We start from the raw sequence: 19,011 nt of genomic DNA on the forward strand, positions 1-19,011 counted from the left end.
CATCGGCCAGCTCCACTTTGCTGGCAAAGGTGGCCTGGGGCAGTCCGGCCAAGGCGGCCAGCATTTGGCCGGTTTGGTTGGCATCGTCGTCGATGGCTTGCTTGCCCAAAATGATGAGGCCGGGTTGTTCTTTGTCCACCAGCGCCTTGAGCAGCTTGGCCACGGCCAGCGGTTGCAGTTCGGCCTCGGTTTCGACCAAGATGGCGCGGTCGGCGCCAATCGCCATAGCCGTGCGCAGGGTTTCCTGGCACTGGGCGGTGCCGCAGGAGACGGCGATCACCTCAGTGGCCAAGCCTTTTTCTTTCAGACGCACGGCTTCTTCGACGGCAATTTCGTCAAAGGGGTTCATGCTCATTTTGACGTTGGCGATGTCCACGCCGGTGCCATCGGATTTGACACGCACTTTCACGTTGTAGTCCACCACGCGCTTGACTGGGACCAATACCTTCATTGCTGCGGCTCCTAAGAGAGTTGTCGATTGAATTGACGTTACGTAAACTGAGACATTCTATGTCCTACTGCGCTGCTTGGGCAGACTGTGCATAGTGTGCACATGCAGTGGCCTGGCTTAATGGCTGGCTTGCGGCGTAAAGCACAGAGGAGATACTGCTGTCTCAAGAGGCGATTGGCCCCACCGATGGGGGTGGATTTTGTCCTACCAATTCCACCACTCGGCGCGGATAAGGAATATCGATGGCATGGGTCTGCAAGGCGCGCAAAATGGCAAGGTTGATTTGCGAGCGCAAGCCCAACAGGCCATTTTCTGGATCAGCAATCCAGAATCCTACGGTGAACTCCAAACCATCGGCGCCAAAGGCCGACAAAGCCACACTTGGGGCTGGATCGCGCAATACGCGATCACTGACCAATGCCGCTTCTTGCAACAAACGCATCACCAAATCGACATCACTGTCATAGCCCACACTGACCACTGTGGAATGCCAAACACGCGGATCGGCAAGCGAAAAATTCTCTACCCGCTGTGTAATCAGCATCTCATTGGGCACGATGGATTCACGGCCAGCACCAGAACGGATGACGGTGTAACGGGTGGTGATATCGGTGACGCGGCCCTCAAAATTGTCGATACGGACATTGTCACCAATGCGCACACTGCGTTCGGCCAAGATGACAAAACCACTGACATAGTTGGCCGCCAGTTTTTGCAAACCGAAGCCAATACCCACGCCCACAGCACCACCCAAGACAGACAAAGCCGATAAATCAATGCCCACGGTGGATAAGGCGAAGATCAGCCCAAGAAACACGAACACGGCCCGGGCCACGTTGCTAAGGGCTTTGCGCACTGACAAATCACTGCCACTGGCCGAATGCAGTAAACGGGCCTCGATAGTGGAAGATACCCACAGCGTCAGGATCAGCACCGCACCCGAGGTCAGGATGCCCTCCAAAATGGTACGCACTGACAAGGTAGAACTGCCCACCTTCCAGCGGATGTCGTCTAGATCCTGCAACACCAACGGCAGCAGCCCTGTGACCCACAACACCATGCAGCCCCAAGCCAGCCAAGAAATAGTACGCTCGATGGGGTGCAACCAAGTGGCCCGCGGAAAGGCCACTTGCAACACTTTGACACCGATGCGAATCACCATCAATGCCATTAAGACTGGAATGGCAACCTTGAAGACAGCCAGCGTAATCCATTGAGTCAGCAGGGCTTGGGCCAGATAGCCCAGTCCCAAGAGGACGGCAGGAAACAGCGCACCATCCAAGATCTTGTGACCAAACAAGATGGATTGCGTGTCACTGCGGCCCAAAGCCCGGCGCAGCCCCGACACCAGCAACCAAGCCAGCAGCACACACAGCGCCAGCGAACCCAATTCGATCAGCACGGTGGGTTGCAAGAAGGCTTGGAACCAACGTCCTACATCGTCAAACATCACTGGTGGGGGAGGTGTCTTGGCCATTGCTAGCGCGGGGTCCTTGCTTCGTGTTGGCTGGGAGGCTTCCACGCGGGGGTGCGTTTCTCAACAAAGGCACGGGCACCCTCTTGAGCCGCTGCGTCCATCATGTTGACTGCCATGGTCTGGCCTGCCAATTGGTAGGCGGCATCCGTGCCCAGCTCGCGCTGTTGGTACACCAATGCCTTGCCCATAGCAATGGCAGCACGGGGCTTCTCCAAAATGGAAGAGACCAGTTTTTCCACCTCGGCGTCCAGTGCCTCCACAGCAACCACCCGGTTGAGCAGCCCCCGCTCCAGCGCCGTACGGGCATCCATAAAATCACCGGTGAGCAGCATTTCCATTGCCTGCTTGATAGGTACATTGCGCACCAAAGGCACACTGGGCGTGGCACAAAACAAACCGTAATGGATGCCACTGGTCGCAAAAGTGGCCTGTTGCACCGCTACAGCCAAATCGCACTGCGCAACCAACTGGCAGCCCGCAGCAGTTGCCATGCCCTGTACTTTGGCAATGACGGGCACGGGCAACCGCTGAATGGACAACATCACTTTGCTGCACTGGGCAAACAGTGCTTGGTACCAAGCCAACTCGGGGTGGGCAGCCATGTCTTTCAGGTTGTGCCCAGCACAGAATGCCTTGCCAGTAGCGGCCAGCACCACTACCCGAACACTGTCATCGCGGGCGATAGCGTCGAGCGCCTGCTGCAAAGCCACCAGCATCTCGGCACCCAAGGCGTTGAAGCGGGTGGGGTCGTTCAGTGTCAGGGTGACAACGCCACGGGCATCGTGCTCCACCTGCAACACGGTCGTGGAAAGGGAGGTAAGGGTGCTCATGGGCGTTACAGGTCAGCCAACACGCGCAAATGCGCCTCAACGCTGCGCGCCAAGGCGCTGGGCACATAGCCACCCTCCAGACAGGACACAATGCGCCCTTGGGAAAAGCGGCGGGCAATATCTTTGATACGCAAAGTGATCCAAGTGTAGTCTTGCTCGACCAAACCCAACTGGCCCATGTCGTCTTCGCGGTGGGCATCAAAGCCCGCGCTGATAAAGATCATTTCGGGCTTGAACTCCTCCAAACGTGGAATCCAAGTCATCTCGATCATCTCGCGGATGTCCATCCCTTTGGTGTAGGCCGACACCGGGACATTGAGCATGTTGGCGGCGGGGTTTTGGTCGCCGCTGTAAGGAAAGAATGGATGCTGAAAGAAGCTCACCATCAGTGCGCGCTCATCGCCCGCCAAGATGTCTTCAGTCCCATTGCCGTGGTGAACGTCAAAGTCGATCACGGCCACACGTTGCAGGTTGTAGCGTTGCAGAGCGTACTTGGCAGCAATAGCCACATTGTTGAAAAAACAAAAACCCATCGCCTTGTCACGACAGGCGTGGTGTCCGGGTGGACGCACCGCGCAAAAAGCGTTTTCCAATTCGCCAGCCATCACCGCATCGGTGGCCGCCAGTGCCGCCCCTGCCGAACGCAGCGCCGCCTGCCAAGTATGGACGTTGATGGAGGTATCAGGGTCTACCTGAGTGTGGGTAGGGCCACCAGCGGCCACTTCTTCGCGCAGCCAATCGGTCAAGCCACGCATTGCAGCAATGTGCAGGCGCCCGTGGGCCAACTCGATATCGGCCAGTGCCGCCTCGGGCGCTTCGCAACGCTCCAACGCATCACTGACACCCGTCACCAGTAAACGGTCTTCAATAGCGTCCAAACGCTCAGGGCACTCGGGGTGGCCTGGGCCCATTTCATGTTTCCAGCAATCGCGGTGGGTGTAATAACCTGTCTTTCCCATAGGTGTGTCTCCGTCGGTCGTTTTTTTCGGATAACGTTGCGCTATGCATGCACAGCAAAAAATCAAATCGCTTTTGGATCAGCTTAACACGGTGATTGTGGGCAAGGCAGCACGCGTGCAAGACTGTGTGGCCTGTTTGCTCGCGGGCGGGCACCTGCTGATTGAGGACGTGCCCGGTGTGGGCAAGACCACTTTATCTCACGCATTGGCACATACTTTTGGACTGCAGTTTGCCCGTGTGCAATTTACAGCCGACCTGATGCCCAGCGATCTCATCGGTGTCTCGGTCTATGAGCGTGGGCAGGAAGCGTTTGTCTTTCATCCTGGCCCCGTGTTTACACAGGTGTTGCTGGCCGACGAGATCAACCGTGCCAGCCCCAAAACACAAAGCGCACTGCTAGAAGCCATGGAAGAAAAACAGGTGTCGGCAGAGGGAGAAACACGCCCATTGCCACAGCCCTTTTTTGTCATTGCCACGCAAAACCCACAAGATCAGTTGGGTACCTATGCCTTGCCCGAGTCGCAATTAGACCGTTTTCTGATGCGAATTTCACTGGGCTACCCCGACCGACGGTCTGAGCGGCTGCTGCTGGCAGGCAGCGACCGACGCGCGATGGCAGCCACTGCCAGTCCAGTGCTTTCAGCGGCAGACTTGGCTGCATTGCAACAGCAGGTACTGGCTATTCATGCCGCCGATCCGCTGCTCGATTATGTGCAAGACCTGATTGCCGCCACCCGCTCTGGTCATTGGTTTGTGCAAGGGCTGTCGCCACGCGCAGGCATTGCCTTGGTGCGAGCTGCCAAGGCACAGGCACTCATCAGCGGGCGCGACTATGTGGCACCCGACGATGTGCAGGCCATCATCGCCCAAACCATTGCCCACCGCTTGGTGCCTGTGGGCAATGCTGGGCGGGGTGCCATAGAGCAGGTGCGGGCTATGGTCGATAGCGTACCGCTGCCCTGACCATGCGTTCTATTGCCCAAGCCACCGCTGCCAGCCCAGCCACTGCTCGGGGTTGGCAGGCACGGTGGGCTGCCATCGACCCACTGGCCGCTGCACGGCGCCGACTGGCGCGCTGGTGGCAGGCACGGCTACCACTGTCCGACACCTTGACGCTGACCCAGCGCAACGTCTACATCCTGCCCACCGGGCCAGGATGGATGCTGGCCTTGACACTGTTGGTGCTGCTGGTGGCATCCATTAACTACCAGCTCAATCTGGGCTATCTGCTCACTTTTCTGCTGGCTGGCAGCGCCGTGGTGGGCATGCATGTCTGTCATGGCACTTTGCGTGGATTGACCTTGCATCTACAAGCCCCAGAAGCCCATTTTTTGGGCCAAAGTGCCGTGCTAGATGTGCAGCTGAGCAGCGAGCGACATACACCTCGCTTTGGCATTGCCGTGGCAGTGCATGGTAGTAGCCAATGGGCGTGGACGGATGTGCCCGCACAAGGATCGGCCAAGGTACAGATTGCCTTCGCACCCAGCCACCGAGGGCTACACCCAATACCCATGCTGACGGCAGAGACTCGCTTTCCACTGGGCACGTTCCGGGTCTGGACGCTTTGGCGCCCAGCAACGCAGGTACTGGTGTACCCAGCCCCCGAAATTCCAGCGCCGCCTTTGCCTCCGGGCGAACCCCATGCCAGTGGCACAGGCAGTACCCATAGCCAAGGTATGGGAGATTTTGAAGGCGTGCGCGCCTACCGCCGTGGTGATGCCTTGCAATTGGTCGTATGGAAAAAAGCGGCGCAGGCTTTGGCCAGCGGCAGTGATGCCCTGGTCAGCCGTGACAGCCTACAGATGCAGCGGCATGAGCTGTGGTTGACCCCAGAGCGCACAGGCCTGGCGGATACCGAGGCCCGCCTATCTCGCCTGACGGCCTGGGTACTCCAAGCAGACCGACTGGGACTGGACTACGGCCTGCGCCTGCCAGGCTTAGAAATTCCCCCGAGCAGTGGTGCTGCCCAGCGCCAACGCTGCCTGCAAGCACTGGCTCTGTGCTGATAGCAGGCCGCCCCTTTTTGCTGCAACGCCCATGTCTGTGACTTCTGCACCACCACCAGCCTCTTCTGGCCATCTGCGCCAAACGCTGGCTACATTGCCACGCGACACCCGCGACACCTTGTTCATGCTGGGCGTGATTGCTTGGGTGATTGCACCACAGGTGGGACGCCTGCCTTGGTGGGCCAGTGCCTTGGCCGCATCCTTTCTGTTCTGGCGTGGCATTCTGTCTTGGCGCGGACAGGCACTGCCCAACCGCTGGCTGTTATTAGGGGTAGTGGTGATCGCTGTGGGGGCCACGCTGATCACCTATCGCACCATTCTGGGGCGGGATGCGGGTGTTACCTTGATTGTGCTGCTGCTGACGCTCAAAACACTGGAACTGCGTGCCCGACGCGATGCACTGGTGGTGTTTTTTCTGGGCTTTTTCACCATGCTCAGCAATTTCTTTTTCTCGCAGTCGCTGCTCACTGCCGTGGCCATGCTAGTGGCCTTGATGGGGCTACTGACCGCATTGGTCAATGCCCACATGCCTGTAGGCCGCCCCCCCCTGCTGCTGCCTTTGCGTACCGCAGGCATGATGGCGGTGTTGGGAGCGCCGATTATGTTGGCGCTGTTTGTTTTCTTTCCGCGTATGGCACCGTTGTGGGGGATGCCCAGCGATGCCCTGAGTGGGCGCAGCGGCTTGTCGGGAACCATGGAGATAGGCCATGTAGCCAAACTGGCACTGGACGACAGTGTGGTGATGCGTATTCGCTTTGACACCCCTGGTCATGTTGCACCACCCGCCTCGCAGTTGTATTTTCGTGGCCCGGTACTGTCGGAATTTGATGGTTGGCAGTGGCGTGCCCCCACATTGCGTCAAGACCCGTGGCTAGGGCAATGGAGCCTGCTGACGCAAATGCGTGTGCAGGGGGAACCGATACGGTATACCGTGACATTGGAGCCGCACCAGCGGCCCTGGCTGATGGTGCTGGAAGCAGCCACCGAAAAACCAGCACTCAACGGGGCCAACCCGTTCATGACCCCAGACCTTCAATGGCTGTCCACACGCCCCATCACGGATGTCGTGCGTTATAGCGCCGAAAGCTATCCCGATTTTCAGCATGGCCCAACGCGCATGACAGATGCTTTGCGTGACTTGGCCCTGTTACCAGCCAGTTCTAACCCACGCACCGTGGCATTGGCGCAGACACTGCAAGCCGACCCAGCCATTGCCCAAGGCGGCACACAGGCTTTGGTCGATGCCGTACTGCATCGTTTGCGCACAGGTGGCTACGAATACACACTAGAGCCAGGCCTCTATGGTCAACACAGTGCTGATGAGTTTTGGTTTGACCGCAAAGTCGGTTTTTGTGAACACATTGCGTCATCTTTTGTGATTTTGCTGCGTGCCGCCGGTGTGCCAGCGCGCATTGTGACCGGCTACCAAGGCGGCGAGTCCAACAATGTTGATGGTTATTGGACTGTACGCCAGAGTGACGCACATGCTTGGGCAGAAGTATGGATGGAGCAGCGTGGCTGGGTTCGTGTTGACCCTACAGGCGCCGTGGCTCCAGGGCGGATAGGCCAGTTCCAGCGCCTGACAGCCCCCAGAGGCGTGTTCGGCGAGGCGATGGGCACAGTCATCAGCCCCGGCATGGTGCAGCAACTGCGTGCGGTCTGGGAGGCCATGAACAACCACTGGAACCAATGGGTGCTGAACTACACACAAAGCCGCCAACTGGATCTGCTCAAGGCGCTAGGCTTTACTGCGCCCAGCTGGCAAGACCTGGCCCGTGTATTGGGTGGTCTGCTGGGGGTGGCTGCACTGCTCGGGGCCGCCTGGACACTCTGGGAGCGCCGCCAGCATGACCCTTGGCTGCGCCTCTTGGCGCGTACCCGCCAACGGCTGGCCCAGGCCGGACTGGTACTGCCCGATAGCACCCCACCACGCACCATCGCCACGCAAGTACAGGCGCAATTTGGTGACAGTGCCCATGCCCTGTGCGCTTGGCTGCTGGAGTTGGAACAATTGCGCTATGCGCCATCTCCTGCGGCGTCTGGGCAACTGCGGCAGTTACAGCGGCGCTGGCACAGCCTGCCTTGGCCTGCCCCCCGCAGTTCTTGAACCTTTTGCTGAAAGTAGTCTGCCAATGCGCTCTCTTGTCTCCCACCTGATTTTTCTGCTGGCCGCCAGCACATTGCCTGCCACCGCTATAGCAGAAAAGTTACCCCGCTCTGGCCATGCCGCACCAAGCCACCATGCCTATGCGGGTCGGGCAGATGCAATGCTGTTGGCACAGGACATGGCCGCACGCCATCAATGGGATGTGGATTGGGTACGCGACGTGATCGGTCAAGCCCGATTTTTACCCCAAGTTCCACCCTTAATGCTGCCCTCAGGCGCTGCTGGAGCCAAGAACTGGCAGCTCTATCGCAGCCGCTTTGTCGAACCCGTCCGCATTCGGGCTGGGGTGCGTTTTTGGAAAAAATACCGCGCCACGCTGGCCCAAGCCGAGCATCTGTATGGCGTCCCTGCCGAGATCATTGTGGGCATCATTGGTGTAGAAACCCTATATGGTCAGCAGATGGGCAACTTCCGCGTCATCGATGCCTTGGCAACGCTGGCTTTTGACTTTCCAAGCGCCCACCCACGCGCACAGGCACGGCAAGCCTATTTCCAAGGGGAACTCGAGCAGTTGCTGACCTTAGCCCAGCAAACGGGCATCAATCCACTGGTACCACGGGGCAGCTATGCTGGGGCGATGGGCTTGGGGCAGTTCATGCCATCGAGCTGGGTACGCTATGCTGTAGATGGCAATGGCGATGGCCATATCGACCTGTTTGACAACGTGCCCGATGCAATTCACTCGGTGGCCAACTACTTTGTGGCACATGGCTGGCACCCAGGCATGCCCACCCATTACCCCATCGAATTTAACCCTGCGGGTGTAGACCTAGAGACACTACTGGCCCCCGACATACGCCCCACCTTCAGTGCCCGTGACATGGACGAGCATGGCGTGCAACTGGGCGCCACAGGCCAAGCCCACGGGGGATTGCTAGCACTCATTGAACTCAAAAACGGTCAGCAGCCTGCCACCTATGTGGCAGGCACCGACAATTTTTATGCCATCACGCGCTACAACTGGTCTAGCTATTACGCAATGGCAGTGATTGAACTGGGGCAGGCTGTCCAACAAGCTCTGCGCCAACGCGCTGCACCTTAGTCGCTGGCTGGCGTTGGGTGGGGGGCCGCTGCCTGCAACCAGCCGTTGGCCAGCTCCACAGTGGACACACGGTCGGCACCCGCCAAAGATTGCAGGCGCAATTGGGAGACCAGGTACAAATAACGGGCCTGTGCCAAATCGCGCAAGGCCAGTGTTTTTTGCTGTTCGGCATTGAGCACATCAATCGTAGTGCGCACACCTGCCTCAAAGGAGCGGCGGTTGGACTGGACGGCCTGCTCTGCCGAACGCACAGCCTGCTCCAGCGCCTGGATGCGCAGCACCCCCTCCGTCACACCACGGAACTCACGGTGAACGCGCACACCCAAGTCACGCCGAGTGGCCTCTAGCATCTCCTGCGCCCGCTCTTGGGCGGCCAAAGACTGGCGCACCGTGGAGCTGATCTGCCCACCCGCATACAACGGAATCGACAGTTGCAAACCAATGGTCTTGTTGTCGTAGCGGGTGTTGACGCTGGTGACGTTATCGCTGTTGGTACGAGACCATTGGGCCACCGCGTCCAGCGTAGGCAAATGGCCAGCACGGGCTTTGTCCACCTCTAGGCGTGCAGCCTCCAACTGGGCGCGCAAGGAGCGCAACTCGGGGCTGTGTGCCTCGGCACGCTCCATCCAGGCCTCTACTGCACCGGGCACAGGGGCGCTGGCCTGAAAACGTTGCACATCCAACCGCGCCAGCACATCCATCGACTGGCCGGTCAGCACCTCCAGGCGGTGGCGCGTGAACTCCATGTTCTGCCGTGCCTCCAGCTCTTGCGCCACCGTCATGTCTAGGCGGGCCTGCGCTTCGTCAATGTCGGTGCGGGTGCCTGTGCCAGCAGCAAAGCCTTTGCGGGCTGCATCCAATTGCGTACTGTAGGTGGTCTTCTGCGCCAAAATCAGCGCCAGCTGGTCTTCAGCCAGCAGCGCATCAAAATAGGACTCGCCCACACGCACGACCAGATTCTGCTCATCACGCTCTAATGTGGCGTCGGCATCTTCCACCTGGGCTTGGGCTTGCCGCACCTGCGCTTGCTGATAAGGCCGGTAAATGGGCTGGCGCACCGACAACGACTGGTTGCTGGAATAGTAGTGGGTCTGGGTGGTGACTGGGCTACCCAGCAAACCGCGCCCAGTGGTGGTCAAGTCGTTGTAATTGCGCCCCATATTCACGGCCACATTGGGCCGCAGTTGTGCTTTGGCTTGGGGCAGGCGCTCACGGGTGGCATCGGCACCGGCACGGGCAGCACGCACTTGGGCATCATTGGCCTGCGCTGCTTCATAGGCTTGGCGCAAATCCATGGCCCAACCCGCTTGGGGAAAAGCCGCCACCACCCCAGCGACCACGGTGCTCAAGGCCAGCAGGCGAGGAATTTGCAGGGATGTTGTAGCCTGGCGTGGTTCAACACAATAGGGCATGGCTCACTCCTCTTTCATGGCCGCAGAGATGCGCTTGGTCAATGGGTGCAGCAAATAGGTCAACATGGTGCGTTCACCTGTTTTGAACACCACTTCTACTGGCATACCCGGCTGCAACTGGCGCGCTCCAAGCGCCTTCATGCCTTCGGGCGTGACTTGCACCCGCGCCAAGTAGTAGCTCATGTTGGTTTGCGGCTCGGTGAGCAAATCGCCCGAGACCGACACCACCTGACCATCCACCACCAACTGTGGCGAATGGGCAAACGAAGAGAAACGCACATCCACTGGCAGCCCAGCCTTCACACGGTCAATCAGGTGTGGCGCCACATGGGCTTCGAGCAGCAAGGGCTCCTTCTCTGGCACGATATCCATCAGTTTCTGGCCGGGCTGTACCACCCCCCCGACGGTTTGCACCGCCAGACTGACTACCTGACCAGAGACGGGTGCCTTGATCTCCGTGCGTCCGAGATCATCGGTCACGGCTTTGAACTTCTGCTCTTCGGCCAACACATCACGGCTCACATCTGCCAGCTGGGTTTCCACCTCACGGCGAAAATCCTGCTGGCGTGACAACGCGCGCTGACGCAATTCACCAATAGTGCGCTGCGCCCGTACGGTATTGCCTTGGAGATCGGCAATGGAGGAGCCGGACTCGGCCACCATGCGCTCAAGCTCCAGTTGACGATTGCGTGGCGCATAGCCTTCCTTGACCAACCCCCGAATCTGGCCCAGCTCTTCATTGAGCAAGGCCTGCTGACTCTTGCGATTGATCAAAATGCTCTCGTAGCCCTGCAACAAACCATGTTGCCCCTGAATGCTTTCTTCAATCGATTGCAAATCAGAACGCAACAGACTGCGCCGGGTCATAAAAAGCTGTTCTTGGTTGAGCATCTGCTGGCGAATCAGTGGATCGCTGCTGGCCTGCTGCAAATCTGGGTGATAGCGAATGCTGGGCTGGCCGGCCTGCTCAGCCTGCAAACGCCCCTGCATGGCCCGCAAACCCAAATAACGTTGGCGTACCGACTCGTAGTTGGCACGGGCCACGGCCTCGTCCAAACGAATCAACAACTGGCCGTCTTTGACGATATCGCCTTCACGCACCAACACCTCCTTGACGATGCCACCACTCAGGTGCTGCACCGCCTTGCGCTTGGTGTCAATGGCGACCATGCCTTGACCGGGCACCCCCTCATCCAAGGGAGCCAAACCCGCCCAGAGCAAGAAACCACCAAAACCAACACCCAAGGCCCACAAGCCCATGCGCCCAATACGCCGGGCATCACCCGGTGTCGGGGCGGTAGCGCCCGCCAGACCACCCACTGCCACCGGTGCCTGTGCGGCACTGCTGGAAGAACTCAAAGTTGCTTTACCCATGTCAAAACTCGACCGTGTTTGGATTACAAAAAAAGAGGGCGCCAGAAATGGCGTTCAGACAGGCTGCACAGCCATGGCCGTGCCAGGCTGGACAGGTGCCGCCGCTGCGCGCAAGGCAGCCAATACCTGATCGCGGGGGCCATCAGCTTGCACCTGACCATCGCGCAAAATCAACAGCCGGTCTGCCACAGCCAAAATGCCAGGGCGGTGGGTGATCAGAAACACTGTGCGCCCTGCGGCCTTCAAGCCCTGCACCGCGCGCACCAGTGCGGCTTCACCCACATCGTCGAGGTTGGCATTGGGCTCATCAAGCACTACCAGCACGGGATCGCCGTAAATGGCACGGGCCAAACCGATACGTTGGCGCTGCCCGCCCGAGAGCAAGCCCCCCGCTTCGCCAATCGGGGTGTCATAGCCTTTGGGAAAGCGCAAAATCATGTCGTGCAATCCCGCACTGCGTGCCGCGGCAATCACCTTCTCTGAGTCCACTTCGCCAAAACGGGCAATGTTCTCGGCGATGGTGCCTTCAAACAATTCAATATCCTGCGGCAGATAGCCCAAATGGGGGCCCAGTTCGGTGCGATCCCAGCCCGCCAAGGGCAGACCATCGAGCAACACCTCGCCCGATACATCAGGCCAAATACCCACCATAGTGCGCGCCAGTGTGGATTTGCCCGAACCAGACGGCCCCAACACCACTGTGACGGTGCCTGCTTCTACCGCAGTGCTCACGCCTTGGAGGATAGGGGTCTTGCGACCGGGGGCACTGGCGACCACATTGCGCAAAGTCAACGCCCCCTTGGGTGCCACCCGCGACAGTGCAGGGTCACGCTCAGGATAGTCACGCAGCAAGGTCTCGAGCCGCTCAAAAGCCGAACGCGCCCCAATAAAAGCACGCCAAGTGCCCACCATCATGTCGATGGGGGACAACGCACGGGTCATCAGCACATTGGCGGCAATCATGGCCCCCGGAGAAATTTGACCATCAATGACCAACAAAGCCCCTGCGCCCAACGACAACGATTGCTGCGAATACCGAATGAACTTGCTCCAAGCCGTGATACGGTGCGTTAGCGACTGGGCATGGGACTGCAACGCCAATGCCGTTTGGTGGCGCTCGGCCCAATGGGGACGCAGGTTGTGCACCATGCCCATAGACTCCAGCACCTCGGCATTGCGCAACTTGCTTTGCAAATAAGCACTGGTCTCTGACGTGGCCTTGGAAGCCACCTCGGAGGGTTCCACCATACGGCGGTGGCCAAACCAAGCCAGAGCCAACTGCACCAAGGCAAAACCAATCGCCAACCAACCCAACAATGGGTGCAGGAAGAACAACACGGCAATGTAGATCGGTGCCCAGGGTGCGTCAAAGAAGGCAAAAATACCATTGCCAGTAATGAACTGCCGAATCTGGATCAGATCATTGAAAGCCCGGGCTGGGCCACTGCTGGACTGGCCCAGATACGACTCAAAGCTGGCATTGAACACGCGGGTGCCCAAGGCAGAATCGAGCTGCACCCCAGCGCGCACCAGCACCCGCGAGCGCATCCACTCGGCAAAGGCCATGACACCAAATAAGAACAGTGTGATCAACGACATGGCCAGCAGGGTCAGCTCACTGCGGCTCATCATCACCCGGTCGTAGACCTGCAACATATACAGCGTGGGCGAGAGCATGAGCACATTGGCCACCATGCTGAAAATACCCACAGTGATGAACTCACGGCGAAAACTCCACAACACCTGTGTGAGTTCGCTGCGCTGGAAAAAAGAAGGCTTGCTCATAAAATCGTTTCTGTTGCCATCACTCAAGCCGCTGTGACCACCGCAGTAGCCGGACGTTGTGGGGGCTGGGCTTGTTGCTGGGCGGCCTTTTGTAGAGCGGCCAGCACTTCGTCGCGCGGGCCAAAGGCTTGCATCTGGCCGTCACGCAGCACCATCATTTTGTCGGCCACTGCCAGCACGCTGGTGCGGTGCGTCATCACCACAAAAGTGGTGCCGCGCGCCTTGAGACCAGCAATGGCACGCGCCAAGGCGGCATCGCCCTCCTCATCCAAACTGGAGTTGGGCTCATCCAGCACCACAAACACCGGATCACCATAAATCGCACGCGCCAACCCCACGCGCTGGCGCTGGCCGCCCGACAGCATGGCCCCTTCGCGCCCTACGGGGCTGTCGTAGCCCTGTGGCAGCGCCATGATGAAGTCATGCAAACCGACCGCACGTGCTGCAGCTTCTACTTTGGCCCTGTCCACTTCGCCAAAACGGGCAATGTTTTCGGCCAAAGAGCCATCAAACAATTCGATGCCCTGGGGGAGGTAGCCCACATGGGGGCCAAGTTCGGCCTTGTCCCAAGCAAAGACATCCACGCCATCCAAGCGGACTTTGCCCATTGCAGCAGGCCACAACCCCACCAATAGACGTGCCAAGGTGGTCTTGCCCGAGGCAGAAGGCCCCACCACCGCCAATACCTCGCCGGGAGCCAAGGCAAAGGCCACGCCTTTCAAGATACTGTTGTTGCCGGTGCCAGGGGCACCGGCCATGAGCTGCTCTACCTGCAACAGGCCACACGGTGCAGGCAAGGCCATGTTGTCGGGGCGGGGCGGAATAGCCTCCAGCAACTGTTCCAACCGATCCCAAGAGGCCCGCACATTCACCACGCTTTGCCACTGGGTAACCACCTGCACCAGCGGCGCCAGCACCCGTCCCCCCAGCACCGAGGCAATGATCAACATGGCATCGCCACCGTTGAGGCTGTTGTGCAGCAGCAGCCAGCAGGCCAGCCCCAGCAGTAAAGAACTCAAGACGTTTTGCAACAACTTGGAGACCGCTTGGTAACCCCCAGCACTTTCCGATGCTTTGGCTTGCAAGTTCAGAAATTCGCGCTGCTTGTTCATCCAGCGGGCGTGGATGTCACGCAACATCCCCATAGACTCGATGACCTGTGCATTGCGCAAAGAGCCATCAGCATATTGCTGCGCAGCCATTGCACTGCGGTTGGCGGCCATCAGCGGGGGTTTGGTGCTGCGCTCGTTCATCCACCCCACCAGGGTGAGCACCACCGAGAAGGCCACCGACGACCAACCCAACACCGGACTGATCAGGAACAGCAACACCAGAAAGACGATGGATACCGGCGCCTCCATCATCGCCAACAGTGCAGGAGAGTAAAGAAACTCGCGCACCTGCTTAAAGTCGTTGAAGGGCTGCTGGTTGCCACCCGGAATCCGCTTGAGATTGGCTTCAAACACCGCACGAAAGATGCGGCCAGACAGGCGCTGGTCTAGCTCTACGCTGGCGGCACGCAACATTTCGGCACGCGCCCATTCCAGCATTTCCATCACTACATACACGCCCAATATCAACAGGGTCAGCATCCACAGCGTCATGTGGCTGCGGCTGTTGACCACCCGGTCATAAACTTCGAGCATGTAGCCCGATGGGGCCAGCACCAACAGGCTTGACAGCAGGCTAAACCAGCCAGCACGGACAAAATAAGGACGCAAATCGGCCAAGGCCGTGCGCAATTCAGACGGGGGTTTGTTGGGGTTCATACCGCTTCTTCAACCATCACATACTCGGGAATTTCTGCATCCACCGCAGCCGGGGCTGCACTGGAGGCCACAGGCTCATCAGGATCGACCAGCACAAAAGAAAGCTCATACACACCATCAGGCCGACGCGCCAGCACAATCTCGCGCAATTTGCTGGCATGGAATGCGGCATCGTCTTCGGGGCGCAGCGCCAACTGGAAACGCATCCGGCCATCCAAGGTGAACATGGACAATTGCCCGCCTTTGAGGCTCAGGGTGTGGCGGTCAAAGTACACCGGGCAGGAATCGGCAAAGCGCAAGAGTGGCAAGGGCTTGTCGCCCAAGCGGGTCAGATGGAACGGGCTGCCGGGATGCTGGAATACCAACCGACAACTGCGCGAGACCGAATAAATGGCATTGCATACCATCTGGGAGCCCATCTCGGGAAAACGCTCACGCAATTGCCGATAGGCCAAGTGGTGCAGGGCCACCCGGTTCCAGATTCTGGTCTGCTGCACCAGCGGTGCCAGCGCATTGCACACCTGCGCAAAGCCTTGCTGCAAAGCTTGTAGGCGCTGCACCTGTTCGGGTGAAGCGTTGAGCGGAATGCGCAAAGTGGAATTCATATAGGAAGCAGAGTATATCTGATTCCTATATGAGATTCATATAAGACTTTTAAAGGCCAGCGCGGTTGTACCCAAAAACTGTGGATAACTCTGTGGGGAACCCTCCATCGATAGGCCGCAAACCCGCATCTTTATTGAGTCTCTACACTTTGCTCAAAAAAAAGGCAGCACGCTGTCACGACAGGGCGAGAGTCAAAAGACTATAATTTTGTCCCTCCTGGCGGCGCTGGTGGGGCGGTTGATCTGCGTTTTAAGCTACAGGGTAGGCATTAAAAGTGCCGCTGAGCAGCTCCGACAAACGCTCAACACCCATCCGAAAACCACAAGCTTGGGCATGCCCGCCGCCACCCATGCTCTCGGCCAACGCAATGCAGTCGAACTCGCTGCGTGAGCGCAGTCCCACCTTCACCCCTTTTTCTCCCGCACTCCACATCAGCGCAAAGGTGCCAGACTTGCGCGCCAAAATATCGCCCACCAAACTGTGAAACATGCCAGGGGCATTGACCATCAACCCGGCAATGCCGTTAAACACCAAGGGCTGGGCGTTTTCAGCCAGATCGGCACACAGTTTGCGGTATTTTTCGTCCATCGCCGTACCACGGGCCACAAAAGCGGCACGCTGCTCGGCGTCGAAACTGGCAATCTCCTGCCAGCGGGCCAGGTCTTGCGGCTCCATATCCAAGGCAGACAAAAAGGCTGCGCTTTCTGGGAACTCCCATTTCCAGATGTCGCGGTCTTCGATGTAGCGCAGCAAATCAGGAATCGGCCGATCAGGATGAAAAAACTCCCAGGCCAAGCGAGCACCCGACTTGTGCATGTCAAAGTGAATGACACCACAGCGGCAGGCAAAGCCAGTGAGTTTTTCGGCTGCACTCTTATGGTGGTCGAGCATGACCAACTTGGCGGCCTGCTCCTCAATACCGCGCAAAATATCGGCACTGAAAGAAAAGTCCAAGATATACACCGCACGCCCCGACACCGGGGGCAAATCGGCCAAGGTTTGCACATCGCCGTGGTCTAGGCCCACCAGCTCGGCTTGGCCGCCGTAATACAACCAAGCCGCCAAGGCTGCGCCAAACCCATCCGGACAACGACGGCCGTGGTAGAGAATCAGAGGACGGGGGTCATCCAGCGCGGGAGCCACCAGCAGTTGCAGAGGAAGAATGGTTTTCATGGGGTGCCATTGTCGCGCTCTGCACAGACTCTGGCGCTGGCATGTCCAACAGACTGCCACAATGCTGACAATAGCGTGCATGCAGGCTGTGGTCACGACTGCCGCAGCCAGGGCAGGGGGTCTGTAAGGCAGGTACCTCATGAACGCGCCGCTGCCAGCTCATCTCGGCAGTGACGATGCCCGTGGGCACCGCCAATGTGCCCCAGCCCAACAACATCATCAACGAGGCAATCAATCGCCCCAGATCGGTCTTGGGCGTGATGTCACCAAAACCCACCGTCGTCATGGTGGTGATGGCCCAATACACAGCGGTGGGGATATTGGTAAAGCCGTGGGCCGGCCCTTCAATCACATACATCAAGGTGCCCATCACCAGCACAATCATCAGCACCACCGATAAAAACACCATGATTTTGCGCCAGCTCGCGGCCAAAGCACCGCCCAGCGTTTGGTATTCCATGACGAAGGCGGTGAGCTTGAAGATACGAAAGACCCGTATCAACCGCAGCACGCGCACATCAATCAGCACATGCAGGCCAGGCACCAACAACGCCAAATAGGTGGGGAGGATAGAGAGCAGATCAATGATGCCAAAAAAACTGCGTGCATAGCGCCAAGGACGGCGCACACACAGCAGCCGGGCCAAATATTCGAGCGTAAAAATGCCCGTAAATACCAGCTCTGCCACCGCCAGCGTTTGGTGCAACCAAGCAGGCAACGCCTCCATGCTCTCCATCATCACCACCAGCACGCTGGCAACGATCAAGACAATCAGTACCTTGTCAAACCATAACCCCGCAGGCGTATCAGAGCGAAACACCACCGTATGCAGGCGTTGACGCCAACCCGCATCGGGGGTGCCGAAATAATCGGTATGGGACTTGGGTACCGGCACAGCGCCAGCAGAACGATTGGAAGGTGAAGCAACAACAGACATGGGCCTGAAGATAACGCAGCCACAGCCCATCTGACCGTTGTCAGGACTCCACGACAGGGCTAGACACCCCCTTGCGACCTTTTTTTCGGGCTTCACGGGCCTGCTTTTTTACCGCGCGTTCCGCATCTTGCAAGGCCGCAGCTGCGCGCCAAGCCTCAAACTCCTGTGGCGTCTCTAACGTAATACAGCCCAAAATAGCAGTACGAAAATCGGTCAACACGATCTCGGCGGCTTTTTGTAGGTTGATCCGTCCCCCCCCCATCATCGCGCCACGTTTACGACCAATGGCCTCCAGCAGTTCGTCATCACGCATGGTGGCTAACCTGTCAGCAAGCTGCCCCAGCCGATAGCGCGCCTCCAGCAAAGGTGCATAGGACACTTGCAACCGCCGCAACAATTCCAGTGCCACCAACTCTTCGTCATAGGCATTGCGCCCCACAGCCCCACTGGCTGCGAGGTTGTAGCCACTCTCGACCACGCTGATGCGCGGCCACAACATCCCTGGGGTATCCCAGAGATAGAAATCATCTGCCAGTGTGATGCGCTGCTCCAGCTTGGTGATACCGGCCTCATCGCCCGTTTTGGCTTGGCGCTTGTTGCTCAGGGTATTGATGAGGGTGGATTTGCCCACATTGGGTACGCCACAAATCAGTACACGCATCGGCTTGGCCATACCACCCCTGTGGGGTGCCAACCGATGGCAGGCATCAATCAGCTTGCGCGCCGGTGCAGGATCGGCTGCATCGAGGGGCACGGCAGCGGTATCGCTCTGGGCGTTGTACCAATCTACCCACAGCGCCGTGCGCGCTGGATCGGCCACATCCTGCTTGTTCAGCACCTTGAGCGTGGGCTTGTGCCCAGTCAGTTCGGCCAACAATGGATTGGCGCTGGAGCCGGGCAGACGCGCATCTAGCACCTCAATCACGACATCGATGTCCTTGATGCGTTCGGCGATGGCCTTGCGGGTCAGATGCATGTGGCCAGGAAACCATTGGATAGACATGGATTGCGCTCTTTCTGGG

General features: G+C 58.7%; 16 protein-coding genes. 4 read left to right on the forward strand and 12 right to left on the reverse strand.

What is annotated here, in order from left to right; genetic code table 11:
• From ACFO6X_RS14505 to ACFO6X_RS14520, 4 genes are all read right to left on the reverse strand, one after another.
• A partial coding sequence (locus ACFO6X_RS14505; RefSeq protein ID WP_382434391.1) for an electron transfer flavoprotein subunit beta/FixA family protein occupies positions 1-451 on the reverse strand: 451 nt, incomplete at its 3' end.
• A 163-nt stretch (positions 452-614) separates the two neighbouring features.
• Entirely contained in the window at positions 615-1,928 is a 1,314-nt protein-coding gene (locus ACFO6X_RS14510; RefSeq protein WP_382434393.1) for a mechanosensitive ion channel family protein, read from the reverse strand.
• 2 nt (positions 1,929-1,930) lie between these two features.
• Positions 1,931-2,758, reverse strand: coding sequence for an enoyl-CoA hydratase (locus ACFO6X_RS14515; RefSeq protein WP_382434395.1), 828 nt, complete (start codon positions 2,756-2,758; stop codon positions 1,931-1,933).
• A 5-nt stretch (positions 2,759-2,763) separates the two neighbouring features.
• Complete coding sequence (locus tag ACFO6X_RS14520) at positions 2,764-3,717, reverse strand: histone deacetylase family protein (RefSeq protein ID WP_382434397.1); 954 nt, start codon at positions 3,715-3,717, stop codon at positions 2,764-2,766.
• 43 nt (positions 3,718-3,760) lie between these two features.
• Here ACFO6X_RS14520 and ACFO6X_RS14525 point away from each other — a divergent pair, with 43 nt between their 5' ends.
• The 4 genes from ACFO6X_RS14525 to mltB are packed head-to-tail and all read left to right on the forward strand — an operon-like array spanning position 3,761 to position 8,933.
• On the forward strand, positions 3,761-4,681 hold the full coding sequence (locus tag ACFO6X_RS14525) for an AAA family ATPase (RefSeq protein ID WP_382434399.1): 921 nt from the start codon (positions 3,761-3,763) through the stop codon (positions 4,679-4,681).
• A gap of 2 nt (positions 4,682-4,683) precedes the next feature.
• A complete protein-coding gene (locus tag ACFO6X_RS14530; RefSeq protein WP_382434401.1) occupies positions 4,684-5,724 on the forward strand; it encodes a DUF58 domain-containing protein in 1,041 nt (346 codons plus the stop codon).
• 31 nt (positions 5,725-5,755) lie between these two features.
• Positions 5,756-7,831: a transglutaminase TgpA family protein gene (locus tag ACFO6X_RS14535; RefSeq protein WP_382434403.1), complete on the forward strand. Its 2,076-nt coding sequence runs from the start codon at positions 5,756-5,758 to the stop codon at positions 7,829-7,831.
• A 25-nt stretch (positions 7,832-7,856) separates the two neighbouring features.
• Positions 7,857-8,933, forward strand: a complete 1,077-nt coding sequence (gene mltB, locus ACFO6X_RS14540) for a lytic murein transglycosylase B (protein WP_382434405.1) — start codon at positions 7,857-7,859, stop codon at positions 8,931-8,933.
• Here mltB and ACFO6X_RS14545 read toward each other — a convergent pair.
• The 8 genes from ACFO6X_RS14545 to ylqF all read right to left on the reverse strand — a co-directional run bounded on the left by ACFO6X_RS14545 (position 8,930) and on the right by ylqF (position 18,992).
• A complete protein-coding gene (locus ACFO6X_RS14545; RefSeq protein WP_382434407.1) occupies positions 8,930-10,345 on the reverse strand; it encodes a TolC family outer membrane protein in 1,416 nt (471 codons plus the stop codon). The two genes, mltB and ACFO6X_RS14545, sit on opposite strands and share 4 nt — an antisense overlap.
• A gap of 3 nt (positions 10,346-10,348) precedes the next feature.
• Entirely contained in the window at positions 10,349-11,719 is a 1,371-nt protein-coding gene (locus tag ACFO6X_RS14550; RefSeq protein ID WP_382434410.1) for an HlyD family type I secretion periplasmic adaptor subunit, read from the reverse strand.
• A gap of 54 nt (positions 11,720-11,773) precedes the next feature.
• Positions 11,774-13,504 carry a type I secretion system permease/ATPase gene (locus ACFO6X_RS14555; RefSeq protein WP_382434412.1) on the reverse strand — a complete coding sequence of 577 codons (1,731 nt, stop codon included), beginning with the start codon at positions 13,502-13,504 and terminating at the stop codon, positions 11,774-11,776.
• Positions 13,505-13,527: 23 nt separating this feature from the next.
• Positions 13,528-15,273, reverse strand: coding sequence for a type I secretion system permease/ATPase (locus ACFO6X_RS14560; RefSeq protein WP_382434414.1), 1,746 nt, complete (start codon positions 15,271-15,273; stop codon positions 13,528-13,530).
• Positions 15,270-15,878: a hypothetical protein gene (locus tag ACFO6X_RS14565; RefSeq protein WP_382434416.1), complete on the reverse strand. Its 609-nt coding sequence runs from the start codon at positions 15,876-15,878 to the stop codon at positions 15,270-15,272. Before ACFO6X_RS14565 ends, ACFO6X_RS14560 begins: the two co-directional genes overlap by 4 nt.
• Positions 15,879-16,128: 250 nt before the next feature.
• On the reverse strand, positions 16,129-17,052 hold the full coding sequence (locus tag ACFO6X_RS14570; RefSeq protein ID WP_382434418.1) for a DHH family phosphoesterase: 924 nt from the start codon (positions 17,050-17,052) through the stop codon (positions 16,129-16,131).
• Complete coding sequence (locus ACFO6X_RS14575; RefSeq protein WP_382434420.1) at positions 17,003-17,989, reverse strand: ion transporter; 987 nt, start codon at positions 17,987-17,989, stop codon at positions 17,003-17,005. Before ACFO6X_RS14575 ends, ACFO6X_RS14570 begins: the two co-directional genes overlap by 50 nt.
• A 40-nt stretch (positions 17,990-18,029) precedes the next feature.
• Positions 18,030-18,992 (reverse strand): ribosome biogenesis GTPase YlqF, encoded by a 963-nt coding sequence (gene ylqF, locus ACFO6X_RS14580; protein WP_382434422.1) that lies wholly within the window; start codon positions 18,990-18,992, stop codon positions 18,030-18,032.
• Positions 18,993-19,011 lie beyond the last annotated feature (19 nt).

The organism is Giesbergeria sinuosa (assembly GCF_042652905.1).
Lineage (GTDB): Bacteria > Pseudomonadota > Gammaproteobacteria > Burkholderiales > Burkholderiaceae_C > Simplicispira > Simplicispira sinuosa.

Bases quoted from the DNA above. Each gene is read 5' to 3' on its own strand.
- ACFO6X_RS14520 (WP_382434397.1), bottom strand. From the start codon at position 3,717: ATGGGAAAGACAGGTTATTACACCCACCGCGATTGCTGGAAACATGAA.
- ACFO6X_RS14525 (WP_382434399.1), top strand. From the start codon at position 3,761: ATGCATGCACAGCAAAAAATCAAATCGCTTTTGGATCAGCTTAACACG.
- ACFO6X_RS14555 (WP_382434412.1), bottom strand. From the start codon at position 13,504: ATGAGCAAGCCTTCTTTTTTCCAGCGCAGCGAACTCACACAGGTGTTG.
- ACFO6X_RS14515 (WP_382434395.1), bottom strand. From the start codon at position 2,758: ATGAGCACCCTTACCTCCCTTTCCACGACCGTGTTGCAGGTGGAGCAC.
- ACFO6X_RS14545 (WP_382434407.1), bottom strand. From the start codon at position 10,345: ATGCCCTATTGTGTTGAACCACGCCAGGCTACAACATCCCTGCAAATT.
- ACFO6X_RS14535 (WP_382434403.1), top strand. From the start codon at position 5,756: ATGTCTGTGACTTCTGCACCACCACCAGCCTCTTCTGGCCATCTGCGC.
- ACFO6X_RS14575 (WP_382434420.1), bottom strand. From the start codon at position 17,989: ATGTCTGTTGTTGCTTCACCTTCCAATCGTTCTGCTGGCGCTGTGCCG.
- ACFO6X_RS14570 (WP_382434418.1), bottom strand. From the start codon at position 17,052: ATGAAAACCATTCTTCCTCTGCAACTGCTGGTGGCTCCCGCGCTGGAT.
- ACFO6X_RS14510 (WP_382434393.1), bottom strand. From the start codon at position 1,928: ATGGCCAAGACACCTCCCCCACCAGTGATGTTTGACGATGTAGGACGT.
- ylqF (WP_382434422.1), bottom strand. From the start codon at position 18,992: ATGTCTATCCAATGGTTTCCTGGCCACATGCATCTGACCCGCAAGGCC.
- ACFO6X_RS14550 (WP_382434410.1), bottom strand. From the start codon at position 11,719: ATGGGTAAAGCAACTTTGAGTTCTTCCAGCAGTGCCGCACAGGCACCG.
- ACFO6X_RS14565 (WP_382434416.1), bottom strand. From the start codon at position 15,878: ATGAATTCCACTTTGCGCATTCCGCTCAACGCTTCACCCGAACAGGTG.
- ACFO6X_RS14560 (WP_382434414.1), bottom strand. From the start codon at position 15,273: ATGAACCCCAACAAACCCCCGTCTGAATTGCGCACGGCCTTGGCCGAT.
- mltB (WP_382434405.1), top strand. From the start codon at position 7,857: ATGCGCTCTCTTGTCTCCCACCTGATTTTTCTGCTGGCCGCCAGCACA.
- ACFO6X_RS14530 (WP_382434401.1), top strand. From the start codon at position 4,684: ATGCGTTCTATTGCCCAAGCCACCGCTGCCAGCCCAGCCACTGCTCGG.